The sequence below is a fragment of the Vibrio sp. ED002 genome (genome assembly GCF_023277445.1).
Lineage (GTDB): Bacteria > Pseudomonadota > Gammaproteobacteria > Enterobacterales > Vibrionaceae > Vibrio > Vibrio jasicida.
In genome coordinates this window covers 14,578-32,797 of sequence record NZ_CP080240.1, presented here as the reverse complement: position 1 = coordinate 32,797, position 18,220 = coordinate 14,578, and the positions used below count along the sequence as shown (strand labels likewise).

Here is an 18,220-nt window from a genome sequence, read left to right as displayed (position 1 = left end):
GAGTAACCTTAATGTCCTGAGTAGTCTTACTCGCTACGCTCGCGCATTCTGGCAAGGCGAAGGGGCAATTTTCATACCGGAACCTAATGTGAACATAAAAAACTTCCGAGTGCTCGGACAGGACGCTTCTTACTCACTGCGTGAGCGCGTTCTGTACTCGTCGCGCAGCTCCTCATGAAATAAGTGTTACACTGTCACATTGTGCAAATAAAAAAATGGCGAAATGTCATTAACACTTCGCCATTATGTTGAATAAAACTAAACGCTAGTTGATAAGTTTTGAGATCTCATCTTCGGTTAGTTCTGTTGTTTGCGCAACTAAGGCAATATCAATGCCTGCTGAAAGCATTTTTTTTGCAATGCTCAATTGGGCTTCTTGCCAACCTTGTTGTTCGCCTTCTTGTCTACCTTGTTGTAGACCTTGTTTTAAACCTTGTTCGCGGCCACGCGCTTCTAATTGTTCCGCTACTGTCATGAACCGTTCCTCATGCTCTGGCACTTGCTTCGCTAAAGTTCGCATTAAATCTTCCAGATTTGATGTTTCCCCTACTCTAAGCAAATACTCCACTAAACTATCTAACTGTTTGCTGGTTATTAAACGCTCTAATAACAGTGTAACCAGTGTGTCTGTAAAATCCAACAAATCTCTTTGTCGTACATGTTTCTGTACCAGCTCTAACAAGGCCACTCGTTTATGTCGAATTATGTCATCATCCGGTATCACGGTGACATCCACTAAAGGGAAAGGTTGGCCATAAAGCAACTGAGCTATCTCTGGTTTTTCAAATTCATCCAACCAATTCGTGCTGTATGGGTAAGGTGACGTTTTACCGTGATAAAACAACAGTGGTACGACTAAAGGTAATTTCTCATTACCTGCATCAAGGTGTTGTTGCATCGCGGCAATAGCGTACCGCATCAATCGAAAGCCCATGTGTTTGTCTGGGCTGCTTTGATGCTCTATTAAAGCGTACACATACCCTACTCCACTGTCCGTCTCCATTGAGTACAGCACATCGGAATAATACGGCACTAATTCATCTTCTAAAAATGAACCTGATTGAAGCTGGAGCGTATCGAGGTTGCAGATTTGTTTGATGTGTCCTGGTAAGTGAACATCGAGAAAGTCTCTCGCTGTCTCTGGTACGGTCAGGAACGTCTTAAACAATCCATCATGTATTGACGTTGGTGTCTTCATTTCCATTAACCTGTTTTAATTTTCCGCATTATATCAAATCTATTTCAGAAACATTGGTTTCCTGTTCACTTCCGATAATTAATCATTATTTTCCGGTTTAATGTAATACTTTTAGTATTACATTCTTGCTTTGAAAGGTTTCTTGTGGCAACCTCTAGTAATACTAAATGTATTACTAGAGGTGTTTATGTCAAAAGTTATAGCCTTGTTGAATCAGAAAGGAGGGGTCGGGAAAACAACTACCGCCATCAACTTGTCTGATATCTTGGCAAATCAAGGGTTTAATGTTCTTGGGATTGATCTTGACCCGCAGGGAAATTTTTCGAAAGTGGTTTCTGGAGGGGAAGTTCGGTTTCAAAAAAATGTAATGCAACTGTTCTTAAAAGATAGCAGTGTTGATATTTCTCAATTAGTTATAACGTCTGAGTGTAATGATAACTTTTCTTACATCCCGACAGATATTCGTTTGAGTAGAGTGATTGAATCTGGCTTAACTCTTAGTTTTCGAGAACACCGTTTAAGTAAACATCTCGAAAAAGTTAAGGAACAATATGACTTCATCGTCTTGGATTGTCCCCCTAACTTATCGTTAACTACAACAAACGCTATTGTTGCTGCTGATTTATTTTTGATGCCTGTTAATAGCGGTGTTTTTGCGTTGGATGGTCTTGAGGATCTTTTAGATGCGTTGAATGAGGTTGGTCAAGGTGCAGAGCTTAATTATTATGTTTTTCGGAATGAAGTTGCGGTAAAGAATAAAAAAATCAACTCTGCGATTGATGAAGACCTGTTAGATATTGCAAGCAGTCGAGTTCTAAAGACATCTATTCGAAGGTGTGAAGATATTGGACAGGCTTCTTTTATGTCGCTTCCACTAAGCAAATATAAGAAAGGTTCTGTTGCTATTAATGACTATAGAGCCTTAGTTAAAGAAATTTTAGAATTAATGTAATACTAATAGTATTGCATTAATCGTGGAGGGTAATACTAATAGTATTACATTGCTATGGATTTAAGTAATCGAAAGAAACGAGGCAACCGAGAAAAGGTTGCAGAGCCAATAACGACTATTACTAATGTAAGTAAAAAGCAAGCAAAGCAAAGTGCACCTACATGTTATCGCTTTAATGATTATGATAAGGCTGAAATTGCTTTAGCTGTTGCTAATGCAAAGAGTTTGGTTAATACGAAAGTTACTCCGGCAAAATTGCTTCGCGCTTTAGTTCGTTTGAACAACGCTGGCTCTATTAACCAAGAAGAGCTAGCTAAAATGATTGATTCTTTGTAATACTTTTTGTATTACAAAGGTGGAGTTTAAAAGCCTCCTAGTACTGTTTGGAAGACGGAGACTAGGAGGCTAACACTAAAACCCTAGGAGGGAATTTCAATGCAAGTGAATTGTAGCATTAACCACACTCTAAACCAAAACGCTACTGATGATGAACTCAGGTTGCTCGCTAGTCTCATCGAGCGCGACTTTTTCCAACCGGTTCAGAGAAGCGTCGTTGAATCCTTTGTCTCTCGCAAGAGTATCGAAAATTACCTAAGCGCTCATGCGAACCTAGAAGGGGAGAGTGGCGGACATTTTTAAAACTAATGTAAAAAACATTTACCGCATTGCACTCTGTTGTTGTTGGCGCAAGTTTAAGATGTCACATTTCACCAACTTAGAAATGTCACATTAAGTGTAGAATCCGCACCTTAGGATTTTTTGCTTAAGGTGCTGGAATGCTACTGACTATGAGCCCTAGAGAACTATCAAAGCTCGAACTTATTCAACACGTTTGCGACAAACGCATTCGCCAAATTGACGCGGCTCAAACTCTCAATTTGAGCCGCCGTCAAATCCAAAGACTGGTTAACCTTTTCCGTGAGTCTGGTCCTCAAGGGCTCGTTTCTAAGAAGCGAACCCGACCAGGGAATCATCAATACTGCTCGCTCCTTAAATCCCAAGTTCTGGAGCTAATCCAAACTCATTACCATGATTTTGGTCCCACTCTAATCTCTGAAAAACTCAGTGAAGTTCACAACATTACTCTGTCGAATGAAACCGTCCGACAATGGATGATTGCCAGTAACCTTTGGACACCAAAGCAGAAAAAGCGGAGGAAAGTGTACCAGCCACGCACACGACGTGATTGTTTGGGAGAGCTAATACAAGTCGATGGGTCACCTCATGATTGGTTTGAAGGACGAGCTGATGAATGCACGTTATTAGTGTTCATCGATGATGCAACAAGTGCAATCATGCACATGTACTTCTGCGAATCAGAGTCAACGTTGTCCTACATGACGGCAACGAGACAGTATATCGATAAGCACGGAAAACCAGTGGCGTTTTACACCGATAAACACGGTGTATTCCGCGTGAACCACACTAGCAATGAAGACAAAACCAAGCTAACCCAATATGGCCGAGCATTGAAGGAGTTGAACATAGAGTTGATTTGTGCAAACACTCCGCAAGCTAAGGGGCGAGTAGAACGAGCAAATAAAACGCTTCAAGACCGTCTAACTAAAGAGATGAGACTGGCTGGCATAACGGGTATTGATGAGGCAAACAAGTGGTTAGGTGGGTTCATAGAGGACTACAACAGACGTTTTGCGAAGCCGGCGAAACGTCATCAGAATGTACACAGACCCATCTACGAAACCCAGAATGAATTGTACGATATTTTCTCCTGGCAGTTAACAAGACAAGTAACCAAGTCCCTAACGCTTCAATATGACCGAGTGAAATACATGCTCAACAACACGCCTGACAATGAGCATTTAACGGGTAAGAACGTGATGATTTATGACTACCCAGACGGTAATATCGACATCAAATACCTAGGAAGGTCTCTAGAGTTTGCTGCCTTTGACCACCTTGAAGTCGTACGTCAAGGTGAGGTTGTGGAGAATAAGCGTCTTCGGGAAGTTTTAAAGCTTGCCATGACAGAGCAAGAGCGCCTAGATGATGAAGGGTATAGAGAGCGAAGAGCAGACTCACCGAGACGGCAAGAACAACAAAGACAAGCACGCATGAACTTAGCAGTTTTAAACTCAATGAAAAAGGAAATGGTCACATAGCAATGTGACATTTCTAACTTGCGGTACTATGTGACATTTTAAAATTGTTGCAACAAACGCATTTCATTCTGTGGTGTTGATTAGATGTAATATGTTAAATAGCTAAATTTAGAGTGACTTTTGCCTGTTTCGACGCAACAATCACCAGAGAGTAGCAAAAGTCATTTTTCCCGTTGACGTCTTAAACGTTTGTTATGTATGTGCTCACGATAACCATGAAACTATTGAATCCCAACCCGTAGCTAATGAGCTTAACAAAGCAAGTACCGAAAGAACTAACGACAAAATGGTATGCCAAGTAATCTTCCTACTACGATGTAACGATATTTCTGTTAGCACAATCTCCCTCAAATTTTCAGCTAGATAAGGAGATAGGAGTTCCTCTTCCAGCTGTTCTAGGTTCATTTTTTTATATTGCGCAATCAATTGATTTTTAATCATTTTTACTGCTTATTCTTCAAAATACATAACGCCGCATTAAGGTGTGAGCAACGCTACCACCTAACCTAAACAATGCCACCGTAAACACAAAACCCAACGATGGAATGAAAAATACCAAGCGTTGGGAATCATTCTTAAATGCTTTGTTAGAACGCAGTTTTACACATCATCTTCCGACAACATTTGACGACAATTACGAACTGTTAGTACGCGGATTTCATGACTTAAGCTGTAGATAATACGATAGTGACCAAAAATAATTTCACGATAATTCGTATGAGGCATTTCAGGAACAAAGCGCCCCATCTCAGGCATACTTCCAAGTAGTTCAGTTTTATCAAAAACTTCGTTTACCCACTTTTCTGCCGCAGATGGATTATCCCAAGAAATGAACTCCGCTGCATCGCCTAACTTTTGAAGCGCTAATGGAGACCAAACTACTTTCATTTTTTAATGCGCCCCAAAACTTGAGCACGCGCATCAGTATTGGAAACGCCAAGACCTGAAGCTAATTGAGCTTCCGCTGTCCGCATTTCTTCCAGTAATTCGATTTTCTCTTGCATTGCTTCATACTCAGCAACGTCAAGGACAACAGCAACACCTTTGCCACGTTGAGTAATTACCAATGGACGGCGAGTCTCATTGATTTGTTTGATGTAAGAAGCTACACCTGCGCGAAACTCAGACAACGGCTGAATGTCTTGATCGAAATGAATACGACTCATATTGAACTCCAACTGGTACAAAATAACGTACAAATAATAGTTCAACTAACAGTTATGAGCAAGAAGTTGATTCTGCGTTATAACGCTCTGTTAAGGGGTGAGCAACGCAATACCGAAGCCACCGCACTCCATCTTAATCACTAAAATCAACGCATAGTAAAAATGCCACGCGTTGCGAATCCCTCTTGAACAGTTTGTTATGTTTTTTTGCTGCTAATGTCAGAGAGTAACCTTGAAATACTCTGGGCTGTCATATAATGGCGTAGGCTTTAATGATTCATCCAAGTATAGTCGAAGGTCAATGCGGCTTGAGTTCTCCCAGTATATTTCAAAATTGGCAGACTTATAGAATGCTGCGAGATCCTCCTTGGTTATATCACTGTCTCCATCAGGTTTTGCAGAGATCTCGATACACGCTTTAGGATATTCAGATTCAATATGTTGAATAGCTGCATTTAGTAGGTTTCGACCCATGCCTTGACCACGAAGTTCAGGTAATACATCTAAACGTTCAATAGAATACACTCCATTCATAACGTCACTTTTGCGCCACATACAGCAACAATCACTAGGGTGCTCTTCAAGATAAACATAGAAATCACCATGCTCTTCTTTATACATAATTGTCATATTTTCTCTCTTAAAGTTACGAACATGCACCGAAAAATAGTCCTATCGGTTCTATTGAGACACCTCACAAACATAACGCCTTGCTAAGGTGTGAGTAACGCCATACAAAAGCTACCGCACGGCGCCTTAATCACATAAGCCACCGCAAAGTAAAAATGCCACGCGTTACGAATCACTCTTAAGCAATTTGTTAGTACATGCGCTACTTCTATTTATGCGCTCCAAGATATTGAAAATTTAGATGATATGAAAGGCTTTGAACACCGAAGTGAGACGGGCAGCTACAAAACTTAAACTCGGTTAAGAGGCGAAAGTTGGCTAGAAGAAAAACGCACTGAACTGACCTACTTTTACTGGCTTCAAATTAGAAAAGGATTCGTTCCTCGCACTTCAACAGCAACACCAAAAGTCACTAAGGTTCTCTCAAAAGCCACCACAAAAATGAAGAAGCACCAAAGAAATAGGCTAAGAGTTAGAAACCGTAAACGGTGAAATCAAAGCGCACACTCCGCATATAGTGCCACCGGAAAGAACGTGAAAGGTACAAACGAAAAGGTGTAAAGACGAGCGCCAAAACAGATAAACACCAAAACTTATGACCTTTGATGTAAAACCCGTACTAACGCTTTCTTACGGGATTTTGACCGTATTTTCGACATTAGAATGCCACCTTTGTTACAGTTAAACAAATGCTTACTCATTAATATCAATTGGTTACGAAGCCTTTCTGAAAGTTAGACGGCGCGTCTGCGGTTAATTTCTTTACTGCCGCAATCGTTGAGCGACTGCATCCCAATAGTTCTTGTATTTGCGACCAGCTCTTGCCCTCTGTAAGTAAAAGCTGGATGTTTTCTCTCAGTTTTAAGTCTGGCTTTCGACCCTGGTATTTACCTAATGCTTTGGCTTTTTCTATCCCTTGAGCTTGGCGTTTTCGCCGAGTCTCATAATCGTCTCTGGCCATCGCTGCGGCTAAGTCGATCATAAACTCTGTTAGCACTCGTGAAATCATGGATGTTTGTTGATCGCTATGGCTGAGAACAGCGTGTGTCATTGGTTGATCGAGTACAACAATATTAATACCGGCTTCTACTAACTTTTGTTTGAGTTCCTTCCATTGTTCAAAGGGGAGGCGAGATAGGCGATCTACTTTTTCGATGAGTAAAACGTCACCTCGATGCGAATCTTCAATCAAACGCTCTAATTCAGCTCTTTCTAATTTAGCACCTGATAATTGTTCAGTGTAAAAACTGGCAATACGTAAGTTGTGTTCGTGAACAAAAGCTTGCAGTTCATTTCTTGCTCGATCGGCATCTTGGCCTGCGGTGGAGGCGCGTAAATAGGCTCTTATAAACATGGTTGCTTATCACCGGTTCGATTTGAGTATGGTGTTTGATTTTGGTATGTATAGGGTTATAAATCAATAATTATCGAACCAAATTACAGTGTCTTTTTAATGGTTCGCATAAGGTATACAAGGGGATATGTGCATCGTCCGTCCCGTCCAGTGTAAAGAAAATGCACATTGTAAACGTTACAGGGTATTGTTGTCGGTAGGGGGAGCCACAATACGATCTGTCGGTTTCTAAGAAACTTTTGGACAGAAGCTTCTTAGGAAGTTTGTACAGCTTAGGTTAGTTGATATTAGAAAAATTAGGGCGATGTTTGATTTTTAAACCATCCCCCTTATGATATTGGCAATGTTTTCTTATATCAGATATGTAATATTAGCATGATCTAATTCAACACATTGGATAAATGTTATTTGAGAAAGACCAACAGCATTAAACAACCAAATTCAACATCTTCCTATAATCTTTTGCCTATTAATATCAGCCTTTCACTAAACATTGGAATAGCCATAATCAATGCAGAGATATAAAGTGAATACTGTACGTTAAATATATCTGTTATCTGACCAAAAAAGAAAGATCCTATTGTCATCGCTAAGTACATAAAAGTGTATGATATTGATATAGTTAACCCTATGTTGTTTCTTTCTCTACCCATACGTTGAATTTCTCGGTTTATAATAGTCACCTTTATTGACCATAAAAAGCCAAAGATAGCAATAAAAAAGGATGCGATTATAGTTGAATAGCTGATAGAAAAGTTAGTTATTAAGAGCGTTAATGATAGGGTTATCGTGACTGATTTATATGTAAAACTATTAATTTTAATCGATGATATTCTCTCCCTGATCAGGAATGCGGGTACTGCCCCAAGAATCATTAGAGACATTAGTAGTGATTGGAATGATTGATTTAAACCTAATTCATGTGATGAGATATAAGGCATTAATGACCATAATGAACTGCCACTCAAAAAGAGAATAACAGAATCAAATAAACATTTCTTATATTCTTGGTTCATGGAAATACTATTGTAAAAACTTTGCTTTGGCTCTTTTTTTCTTACTCTTTCTACTTTGTAGTTAACTGATTTAATTGATATTGGTATGGTTATCACCATTAAAATAGCAATTATTAACAATGACTCAAAAAAGCCTAAAAGAGAATATAAGTAACCCGATGTTAAGGTTCCTAATATTCTTACAAAAGCAAGAGAAATGCTATTTATACTTGCTGAGGTGTTAAGCTGACTAACATCGATAACGCTGGCGATATATGATTGCATTGCAATTACTCTTACTGCTGCTATCGAAGAAATGAAAAAAGTTATTATTAAAATATATTGTATCGATTGAAAAAATAGCATTAAAAAACAAAAGAAACGATAGAGAGATTTGATATGAGAATTATATTTTCTTTATCATATTTATCGCTAATTATCCCTGAAGCAATGCTAAATAAGGCGATTGGAGCGTTAATAGATATAAATGCCATCACGCCAATTGAAGCGGAGTTTGAATACTCAACAAGTAATAGCATTATTGAAGTATTAAAAAACCATATTGAAAAGTTACCAATTATATTATTGCAAATGGCCAGCTTATATTTTTTATTATGTTGTAAAGGTGTAATTAATAAACAATCATTCATTTGGTATTCCTTGAACACTGATTTGTTACGAAGCCCTAGAGTTTATGCTGAAGGTACTTTCTCAGTGAGCAGGCTTACCTAAATTCACTCAGAAATAGCTACCCCCAGCCAAATATGGGATGACTGATGGTTGCTATGAGATGAGACTAAATTAAAAATTATCATAGAAAATATATACCTTTTTGGTATGCCTTCGTCAACATTTAAATGATGCATTAATAAACAGTAAATGAAGCTAATCTAAATTCATGTAAATAGGATATTAATGAGTAAAAGGTCTAACTCAAAACGGGGCAGAAATGATTCAGAGCAGAAGTTTGGATTGTGTTTTTCCCAAGACAACCCCATTGTCCCCAGAATCTAAATCAACCTAAACCGTTCACTTCCCACTCTAGCGCTGCCGAAGACGTTTGCACTTCCAAGATGAATTTGACTACAACCATTGTCCAGTAAACAGATAGCCAAACAAGTAGTGTATTTTTTTTATCGATACATTTTTCTTTTCTTTGTATTTAAAATCAGATACAAAAACCTTTATAATGTATGCGAAATTAGATACTATTGGGATTGTGGTGTATTTAATTAGAGATACAGAGTTATGAAAAAATCCGGTGTCTATACCGTTGTACTCAAGCAAGTCAAAGCAAAAATCAGCGCTTTACTCGATTTATCTGTGCCTAAACCGCCGAAAAATGGTTGGGTGCGCAGTATCCGTGAGGCCTTGGGGATGTCGGGCGCGCAATTAGGTGAACGTCTTAATCTCTCTCGTAATCAAGTCTCCATATTGGAGCGTAAAGAAGCCGATGAAACCATCACACTTAAACAACTTAAACATCTGGCGAGCGGGCTCGATGCCGAACTGGTTTATGCGATTGTTCCGCGTCAGTCGATTGATGACATGATAGAAGCGCGCGCTATGGAGTTGGCCAAGCAGCGTTTGGCCATGAGCCACCAATCGATGTTTTTAGAAGCGCAGCAGTTAACCTCAGAGCAACAACAGCAAGCGCTGCTTCAATTAGCCAATGAGATTAAAACGGGCAGCACCCGAGATTTGTGGAAAGTCAGTTTGCAGGAGAAATACCAATGAGTCTGTTTGTTGAACCAGAGGGCGCAACCGAACTAAATGCCGATGATGTTGCCGGGCTAAAATTTGATCACATCACGATTCGCGAAGAGCTTAATGAGCTTGAAAATGCCAACATACTGCAAGGGTTGAGTTGGTTAGCCACGACGCCTAAAACCAGCATGGATGACATTCTTTCTATGGCGTTTGTGGAAGAGTTGCATCAACGTTTGTTTGGTGATGTGTGGGAATGGGCCGGCAGCTATCGTCACCGAGAGTTGAACATTGGTGTCGATCCGCTGAATATCCGGCCAGATTTACACAACTTACTGGAAGACATCAAATGTTGGATTGAGTTTAAACACTATGACAGCCTAGAACTCTCGGCCCGGATACAGCACAGGTTAGTTAAAATTCACCCTTTTCCTAACGGCAACGGACGTCACTCGCGCGTGATGACGGACTACATACGAATGGTACTACTCGAACAAAAGCCTTTAGTTTGGTCCAATACAGATTTGGATAAACAAAGCCAAGAGCGGGGTGAGTACATTGCGAGCTTACGCCAAGCTGATGCCGGCGATTATGCGCCTTTAATTCAATATCTTCAGGCGAAAGGGAATGTGACTTAAACCAAGCGTTAAGAACTAAATACAAATTACAGTGTAGATAGTTACACCTTAATATTTGTTATGCTTAACGTAAATTTTGTTGAGTAGCAAAGCCTCTATTGCGGCGTACCGAGTGCTGTCTAAGGGTAAATGTGCTCGGCTCCAGCTTTTATCCAGCGTGCCCACATCGCTTCTCGATTCTTGCGATGTTCTTCTGAATGCGGTGGCTCATCGAAGAACTGACACTCTGAGTCTGGAAGGTTCCGTTGTTCGGCAAGTTCTGGCCCACCATGGATGATATATCTTGGGATTGGATGGCCGTTAACGTCTAGGTCTCCTGGTTTTTTGCTTTGAGCTGGTTTCTTATTCATAGCTATATCTCAATGAGTTTTCTTTGGTTAATTTTTCAGATGCTGGAGCGTGATGTGAGAGCATTACGGTTTCCGATACCTAACACGACATAGTAAACTAGGTACATAGTTTACCATTAGCCAAAGTAGGTCAACTAATAACAACAGTATCGAGTCAAGATTCTTGAACTAAACAGTTTTGGGGCAATTCAAATTTAGAAAGTACCAGTTTCACCAGATGGGGGGCGTGGTTTATTCTCTTTTGTCACTGCCATTTTTAAGGCGCGATATATCGTTGCTTCTCCAAGCTCAAATTCTTTCGCAAGTTGACCGATCGTGGCTCCTTCGGCTCGGCGAGAATGTATTGCATCACACATATGCTCGTTGAGTTTGGCTGGCCGCCCAAATTTCACGCCGTTCTCTTTTGCTTTGGCAATACCTTCCGCTTGTCGTTCTGTGCGTAAGTCATTTTCAAATTCAGCAATGGATGCCAGCATGTTAAACATTAATCGACCAGTTGATGTACTTGTATCGATATTTTGGTCGATGACGATTAAGTTGATTTTCTCTTTTTCAAATCGCTTGGCAAGTTGTGCAAGATGGACAACCGAACGAGCAAGGCGATCTAAACGGGTAATAACTAAGGTATCGCCCTCTCGAAGATAATTCATACAGGATTGAAACTCTGGACGATTTGAGGTTCGACCACTTCGTTTTTCTTGGTAAATCCGTTGACAACCAGCCTGATTTAATTTTCCTAGCTGAATGTCCAAACTTTGACCAGTTGAACTGACCCGAGCGTATCCGACTTTCTCCATAATCTATCAATATCTCTAAGGTGTTTTGATTTGCTAGTTATAATAGTACTTTTGATAGATGATTTCACTGTCTATCAAAAAGTATACAAAATGATAGGCTATGTGATTGTAGAATTGTTGTTTAAAAAATAACCTGATATTGATTTTTAGGCATTAACTATTAATGGTGGGTTTTTAATAGGTAATGAATATCAAATATTCGCGATAGGATTTTAAGTGATTGATTGCATATCGGGCTTGGTTCGCATGAGGCATACTCAATTCGAATTGAGAGTGTTTAAATATATATGTTTATATAGACAGTGTTGCAAAACGGAGTACTTATGTATTATTCAACGCAGTCTTTTTCATTTGCGTTTATAGATAGGAACTTCAATCCTAGCTATCAAGCTTAACTGAAAGATTGTACGTTATTTGAGTGGGGCTCTATTGTACTTATGAGGGAATAAGTAACCATTTCGGACCTTGTGCTTTAACCCATAGCCTTTGATGTAACTGTGTCTTCGTTCTATTAGTGCTTCTAGAGAGTTTGTCCGGGCTATCTTTTCTCGATATACACGCCATACGCATGATTTACTCATCTTCTTTCCATCGAGCTCGTGATAAATGTTAATGAGTACCACTAACGTGCTAATGTTGAAAGGGCATCATCCATATTCGGATATAATAATATCGGGGTGCAATCAGAGTTGTGAGAGGAGTGTAGTAGGCATGATGTTAAGAAAGTAAGTCTGATAACGGAGATTGCGTGAATGGAAACTATGTTTTTTCGAATGATATTTTTGATGTACCACTAATTGCACTGTGCTCATTTTTGCTTAGATTTGTTTCTGAGTGAAAATTATATGGTTAGGATTTTCAATCCTAACCATCAAGTCGCTGAATCGGCGAGGTCTATCCCGTAGGCATCTAAGTAAATGAGTTGAAGTGCATTTATTTGCACTTTTGATGAATTATCTTACAGAGTTTTTACTCTATCTTGTTTTTTTAGTTTCTTTCTGTTAGTACATTATTGCACCAAATTTATTATTGAACAGTGTTTTTATGATTAAGAAATTACTAGAAATGATAATGGACTATGTCAAAGAAGAGGGCTTTATGGTCAGTGGCACACGCTTTGTCGGAAAGCAGTGCTATTATGACCTCACCGTGACGCAACGTCATATCTCTATTTATCGCAATGGTGGAAGGCAGCCTTTCTATCGGATTGAGACGATGAAAGATGCGGTCAACTTTTGTCAGGTCATTTCTTCTCTTACTCACACTCAGCAACTGTGTGCGTTAATTCGTTAAGCCTCCGTTTGCCAATAACATTGGCAGCAACGATGACGCTGTCCCTATTCCATTCGGCGTCTCTTCAAGCTTCAAAAATCTTTACTACAATACAATCAATATGGTAAGAGAGCTAAAACTCGTGAGCGCAAGGTGAGCTTATATTAAGGCTCATTCTTGAACCTTTGTCATGCAGCTATCAAAATCTTGACGGCTGCATGACAAAGGCGCTGTGTCGCTTTCTATCATTGCCGATTTGCTTATTTAGAGAATGCTTATGAAATACAAATTGTTGGCGTCGCTGATGCCCATGGCACTGAGTATGCCTATCCTAGCGCAGGATGCTCCTGAGCCGAAAGAGAAGGAAGCAGAATCTCTCCCTCTCCTTCAGTCTCCTCATTTTTATCTGGGTGGACGCCTAGGGTGGGGCTACTTTCAAGATGCGTGTGACAGCAATTCAGAAGCCTGTCATGACGATACCTTTGGTGGTGGTGTCTATGCAGGCTACCAATTTAATGATTGGTTTGCGTTAGAAGGGGGCGCGACCGATTACGGCAAGCCTGACGCTAGATATACCGCGGGCAGTGTGAGCGCTGATACGTATGGCGCGGAGCTGTCTGCCAAACTCTCCTATCGTCTTTCTTCTGAATGGGCGTTGTTTAGTCGCGTAGGGGCGGCTTATCAAGACATAGAGAAACAGTCGGATTGGGACGGTAAGCAAACGAGCCAAGATTGGAATACGCTGGTTGCGGTAGGTGTGGACTATCGATTAAGTCAGCGTTGGTCTTTACGAGGAGAATATCAATTTATCGATGGGATAGGTGATGGCGAGGTGCTTCAGTCTGATTTGCACTTTACCTCGCTTGGTCTGACTTATCACTTCGGTCAAGAAAACCCACCGGTCGTTGTCGCGCGAGTGATTGAGTCAGAGCCTCAGTACGTCACTACGACTCAGACGGTCTCGTTGAGTGCCGAGGCCTTATTTGGCTTCGACTCCTCTAAGCTGGCATATAACGCTGACTTGGCGTACTTAGCCGAGCAGTTAACGCGATACTCAGAAGATAAGATTCAAATTGTGGGTTACACCGACAATACCGGACCTGAAGCGTACAACCAGCGCTTGTCGGAGCGTCGCGCTCAAGCGGTTGCGAATTACTTGAAACGTATGGGCATTGCTGAAAATCGTCTTTCTGTCGAAGGGGGGGGGGAAAGCCATCCCGTCGCGAGTAATGACTCCGTAGAAGGACGTGCTCAAAACCGCCGAGTTAAGGTGATGTTTGATACCTCGGTGGAAGAAACAAAAGCAGTGACCGAATAACAAAACAGGATAACAACGATGAAAAAATTATTGTTTTATACCATCACGTTATTGAGCTTGCTATTAGCGGGCTGTAATAACGGCGATGATGAACTCTTAGGCCCCCCTTCGGATGTGGCTTTATTGGTAGTGACTCCAGAAAATGCGTCAATACCTGTTGGACTTACTCAACAGTTGAAAGCTGAATTGGTTGACTCAGAACAGAATATTTTAACATTTGATAAGTTGGAATGGCAAAGTCTAAATGAGTCAGTCGCGACGGTAGATAGCAACGGGTTGGTGATTGGACAAAATATAGGTGAAGTGAAAATATTAGCCACAGCAACTCGAGAAGGTATTGAATATACAAACTCTTCTATTATTAAAGTCACTCCTTTGGAACTATCTGTATCTCCAAAAGAAAGTACGATTGCAATTGGATTAAATCAACAATTAAACGCGGAATTACGCACCACCGATGGAGATGTTTTAACATCTGATAAGCCACCAGTATGGGAAAGTTCAGATGAGTCAGTAGCAACGGTCGATAGTAACGGATTAGTTTTAGGGGAAAGTGTAGGTGAGACTCAAGTATCAGCCACGGTAACAAAAAATGGTATTGAGTATATTGACACAGCTACTGTCTATGTATCTTCTGCGATAGTAACAGGACTTTCAGTTTCACCTAAAATAAGCACAGTGCCTGTTGGAATGACTCAAGAATATACGGCAACAGCTTCATTTTCAGATGACTCTAGCAGAATAGTAACAGATAATTCATTAATACAATGGGATGTGAAAAATGTAACTGGTGCCGCCACTTTAAGCAATATAAGCACTGTTGATGAAAAAGTTCAAGTTAAAGGAGAAAGCGTTGGAGACGTTATAATAACAGCATCTGGAAGCATTGATGGAAAAACGTTCTCAGATTCGGCAGAGTTATCGGTTATAGATGCGATTATTAAAGGTTTGCAAGTTAAACCAAATAGTTCGACAATTTCAGTTGGTGAAAGTCAAGCATTTATAGCTGAAGCGATATTATCTAATAATTCTACGTATCCAATGCAATCTAAAAATTTAATATGGTCAATTGTTGGTGATAAGGAGGTAGCAACAATTGAGGCTAACGGAACCGCAAAAGGGCTCTCACCTGGTAAGGTTGAAGTTCAAGCTCAGGACCGTTCTAATTTGAGTATCAGTGATACTGCTGATTTAATTGTAAAGCAGAAAATTGATACAAATGTTGCTCCTGAAGCTAGAAATGTTCATGTGTTTAATAATGGAACGACAACCATTACGCTGGCATTTGATTACTACGATGCCGATGGCGATCTAGCTGCTGATAATCAGAAATATGAATGGAAGAGAAACGGAGAGTTGATACCCGATGCAACATCTAATACTTATACCCCAAATAGAGAAGATGTAATTTCAGATGGAAAACCTGCTCAATTTGAAGGGTGTGTAATACCAATAGCACAAACGGGTGTCCTTGAGGGGGAGGAAGTATGTTCTAATGCCGAAATAACTCTGAACCCTGATGGAGTAACTCCTCCAAGTGCAGCACCTAAAATAACAGGAATACCGAAAGTAGGAAACACAATTCAATCATCATATACATACGTGCCATCATCACCAAATATTGGCGGGGAAGAGTCAAGCAATTCGAAGTTTTTTTGGTTAGTTCATAACAAAGATGCTCCTGATGCTCCTAGTCTTCATCCGTGTACATCTGGTGCAGGTGTGAATTGTGATTATATTATTGATTCAGCAGAACAAGATATTCAAGCTTGTGTTCTCCCTATAAGTAAGGAAGGAGGAAAAGGTGAGTTATCATGTGTGGAGGTTGGCAGTTTTGATATCAATATTGCTGGTCAACTGGAATACGGAGAGAAATTAACGGTTTCAGTCAAAGGTTTAGACAGTAGCTCATATTCTCTAGAATGGCGGATGAACCTTGACGACATTGGCGGACCATCTAATGATATAGGATCTAATAGAAAGGCTATTCCTGTAGAGCAAGGAGGGTCTACTAGCACTTCTTATAAAATCGGAACATTAGATATAGCATTTGCGGATGGTGCGGATGGTGCGGATGGTTCTGTACCAGATGGTGTTATTACAGATAATGAATGGGATATTATATACCCTGATACTGATTGGTTAAAAGCTTTACCTACTGGAGGTGACACGGTTAAACCTGCTGCTTTCTTTATTGGAAAGGATGTTACTGTTTGTTTAATTAGTGATGAATACGGAGATGTCTGCGAAAATGCTTCATCGTTTCAATCTAAAGACGGACAGTATTGTAAGAATAAAGATGAATGTGTTGTTGGTGGGATTTATTTCAATGCGGATGAACCAAGTATCTATTATCGAGGTGTTAGCCCTAGAAATGAGATTGAAGTTAATGGGGTTACGTTTTATCGCCCTTTAAGTAAAGCTGAATTGCTTTTAAATAGTGCAATTGGTATTACTGGATTAGATGAATTCTATGATGATTTTAAAGATAGTGGTAAAGCAAAGAACTATGTATGGGCTAATAATATCACGTATGCATGGTTTTCGACTTACAGTACTAGTGAAATTAGTAGTTATGAGGACGTTGCTATTAAAAACTGGCCTGATGATATAAACCCTAATGTTCAGTACTGTATAAGGCAAAATAAATCTATCCCCGTTTCTGGTTTTACACTTCCGCCAAAAGAGGAAAATGAATTTATCAGTGGGTATGGCGATATCGATGTTGAGGGAGATACAATACTACGAAATGATTACATGTCGAATAATACGATAGAATCTATAGATTATAGCGTATATAGTCTTTTTTCTAATGTATTCGATTTCAATAATTGGTTTACTTCTTTTGGCCATGAACTACAAACATCTACGATAACAGAATATAAATCTTATCCTTCTCCTACTACAGGATGGTTCCCTAGAAATTATATTATGACAGCAAGTAGAGTTTATGGTTCGACCATAACATCAAATCCTAATGCATTATTTTATCACTCATTTAATCGAATCCCTGATGATTTTCCTAATGATACTGCGGGGAAATTAGATGTAATGTCTCAATTGACACTTCATCCAACAGTAGTCTGTGTAGATAAGTAATAAGAAAATTATTCATTACGATTTCAAAACTCAAGATTTCTAGTCTATCCGCCGGTTATCTTTCACATCAACCGGCGTTAGGTTGCTACCTTTGAAAGAGCGAGCTAAATCGAAGGTGATTCAATCATTTGTTATTAGTTTGTGGTAGTGGTGTGTCTAAATGAGATGGATGGTGTTGCAGGAATGTTGGCATGGTCTAATTTGCTCAAATTGCAGATAAACTTATCCACAGAAAGGTACTAAGCTGACCTCAATTGGCCTTCCAAAACCGTCTGTCTTATCAATTCTTCGCGGCTTTCTCCCGCTCTAAAACTGACAAACTCTAACCTGTCTCTGCAGAATAGGCATTCGTACGGATCAACCTTCGCGTATTTCTTTAGCATGCTGGCATAGCAAGGCAGCGCTGGCGCGTCCTTGCTTTCCATCTCTAATGCATCGTAGACTTTTGGCAGCATTTCACCACGGCGACGATTCGACAGAAAACCGTAGTAGCGGATCATCTTAAAGTGCTTATCGGGAATGTGTTCGATGAGCCTCACCCGCGCCCCTCACCATCAAAATACAACAGGGCTTAAAAGACCTTCTAAACTCAACATAAGTAACAAACAGTCAATGTAGTGTTAA

Annotated in this window: 17 protein-coding genes and 1 pseudogene; 9 read left to right on the top strand and 9 right to left on the bottom strand. The window is 40.0% G+C overall.

Features of this window, described 5'->3' with window-relative positions; all coding sequences use genetic code 11:
- Positions 1–265: 265 nt before the first annotated feature.
- The gene (locus ITG12_RS27190) at positions 266–1,204 is read right to left on the bottom strand and encodes an Rpn family recombination-promoting nuclease/putative transposase (protein ID WP_248875248.1); all 939 of its coding nucleotides are present in this window, start codon (positions 1,202–1,204) and stop codon (positions 266–268) included.
- 181 nt (positions 1,205–1,385) lie between these two features.
- Here ITG12_RS27190 and ITG12_RS27185 point away from each other — a divergent pair, with 181 nt between their 5' ends.
- From ITG12_RS27185 to ITG12_RS27175, 3 genes are all read left to right on the top strand, one after another.
- Positions 1,386–2,150, top strand: a complete 765-nt coding sequence (locus ITG12_RS27185) for a ParA family protein (RefSeq protein ID WP_248875246.1) — start codon at positions 1,386–1,388, stop codon at positions 2,148–2,150.
- A 54-nt stretch (positions 2,151–2,204) separates the two neighbouring features.
- Positions 2,205–2,486 (top strand): hypothetical protein, encoded by a 282-nt coding sequence (locus ITG12_RS27180; protein ID WP_248875244.1) that lies wholly within the window; start codon positions 2,205–2,207, stop codon positions 2,484–2,486.
- A gap of 440 nt (positions 2,487–2,926) precedes the next feature.
- Positions 2,927–4,270 carry an ISNCY family transposase gene (locus tag ITG12_RS27175; protein WP_248875242.1) on the top strand — a complete coding sequence of 448 codons (1,344 nt, stop codon included), beginning with the start codon at positions 2,927–2,929 and terminating at the stop codon, positions 4,268–4,270.
- A gap of 600 nt (positions 4,271–4,870) precedes the next feature.
- Here ITG12_RS27175 and ITG12_RS27170 read toward each other — a convergent pair.
- The 5 genes from ITG12_RS27170 to ITG12_RS27140 all read right to left on the bottom strand — a co-directional run bounded on the left by ITG12_RS27170 (position 4,871) and on the right by ITG12_RS27140 (position 8,781).
- Entirely contained in the window at positions 4,871–5,158 is a 288-nt protein-coding gene (locus ITG12_RS27170) for a type II toxin-antitoxin system RelE/ParE family toxin (protein ID WP_248875240.1), read from the bottom strand.
- Positions 5,155–5,436 (bottom strand): type II toxin-antitoxin system Phd/YefM family antitoxin, encoded by a 282-nt coding sequence (locus tag ITG12_RS27165; RefSeq protein ID WP_248875238.1) that lies wholly within the window; start codon positions 5,434–5,436, stop codon positions 5,155–5,157. Before ITG12_RS27165 ends, ITG12_RS27170 begins: the two co-directional genes overlap by 4 nt.
- Positions 5,437–5,655: 219 nt before the next feature.
- Positions 5,656–6,066, bottom strand: a complete 411-nt coding sequence (locus ITG12_RS27155; protein WP_248875236.1) for a GNAT family N-acetyltransferase — start codon at positions 6,064–6,066, stop codon at positions 5,656–5,658.
- A 706-nt stretch (positions 6,067–6,772) separates the two neighbouring features.
- Positions 6,773–7,420, bottom strand: a complete 648-nt coding sequence (locus ITG12_RS27145; RefSeq protein ID WP_248875234.1) for a recombinase family protein — start codon at positions 7,418–7,420, stop codon at positions 6,773–6,775.
- 452 nt (positions 7,421–7,872) lie between these two features.
- A complete protein-coding gene (locus ITG12_RS27140; RefSeq protein WP_283102976.1) occupies positions 7,873–8,781 on the bottom strand; it encodes an MFS transporter in 909 nt (302 codons plus the stop codon).
- Positions 8,782–8,814: 33 nt separating this feature from the next.
- Here ITG12_RS27140 and ITG12_RS27760 point away from each other — a divergent pair, with 33 nt between their 5' ends.
- The 3 genes from ITG12_RS27760 to ITG12_RS27130 all read left to right on the top strand — a co-directional run bounded on the left by ITG12_RS27760 (position 8,815) and on the right by ITG12_RS27130 (position 10,760).
- The gene (locus ITG12_RS27760) at positions 8,815–9,147 is read left to right on the top strand and encodes a hypothetical protein (RefSeq protein WP_283102975.1); all 333 of its coding nucleotides are present in this window, start codon (positions 8,815–8,817) and stop codon (positions 9,145–9,147) included.
- A gap of 516 nt (positions 9,148–9,663) precedes the next feature.
- Complete coding sequence (locus ITG12_RS27135; protein WP_248875232.1) at positions 9,664–10,152, top strand: mobile mystery protein A; 489 nt, start codon at positions 9,664–9,666, stop codon at positions 10,150–10,152.
- A complete protein-coding gene (locus ITG12_RS27130; protein ID WP_248875230.1) occupies positions 10,149–10,760 on the top strand; it encodes a mobile mystery protein B in 612 nt (203 codons plus the stop codon). Before ITG12_RS27135 ends, ITG12_RS27130 begins: the two co-directional genes overlap by 4 nt.
- Before the next feature lie 119 nt (positions 10,761–10,879).
- Here ITG12_RS27130 and ITG12_RS27125 read toward each other — a convergent pair whose 3' ends face one another.
- A complete protein-coding gene (locus ITG12_RS27125; RefSeq protein ID WP_248875228.1) occupies positions 10,880–11,110 on the bottom strand; it encodes a hypothetical protein in 231 nt (76 codons plus the stop codon).
- Positions 11,111–11,304: 194 nt separating this feature from the next.
- Positions 11,305–11,907, bottom strand: coding sequence for a recombinase family protein (locus ITG12_RS27120; protein ID WP_045382851.1), 603 nt, complete (start codon positions 11,905–11,907; stop codon positions 11,305–11,307).
- A 1,044-nt stretch (positions 11,908–12,951) separates the two neighbouring features.
- Between ITG12_RS27120 and ITG12_RS27115 the strand changes: the two genes are divergently transcribed.
- The 3 genes from ITG12_RS27115 (at position 12,952) to ITG12_RS27105 (ending at position 17,596) form a co-directional block, all read left to right on the top strand.
- Positions 12,952–13,200, top strand: coding sequence for a hypothetical protein (locus ITG12_RS27115; protein ID WP_104038396.1), 249 nt, complete (start codon positions 12,952–12,954; stop codon positions 13,198–13,200).
- Between the two features lie 256 nt (positions 13,201–13,456).
- Positions 13,457–14,497: an OmpA family protein gene (locus ITG12_RS27110; RefSeq protein WP_248875226.1), complete on the top strand. Its 1,041-nt coding sequence runs from the start codon at positions 13,457–13,459 to the stop codon at positions 14,495–14,497.
- 18 nt (positions 14,498–14,515) lie between these two features.
- The gene (locus ITG12_RS27105; protein ID WP_248875224.1) at positions 14,516–17,596 is read left to right on the top strand and encodes an Ig-like domain-containing protein; all 3,081 of its coding nucleotides are present in this window, start codon (positions 14,516–14,518) and stop codon (positions 17,594–17,596) included.
- Between the two features lie 239 nt (positions 17,597–17,835).
- Here ITG12_RS27105 and ITG12_RS27820 read toward each other — a convergent pair.
- Positions 17,836–18,132, bottom strand: a pseudogene (locus ITG12_RS27820) (transposase); the annotation flags it as partial.
- Positions 18,133–18,220: the final 88 nt, after the last annotated feature.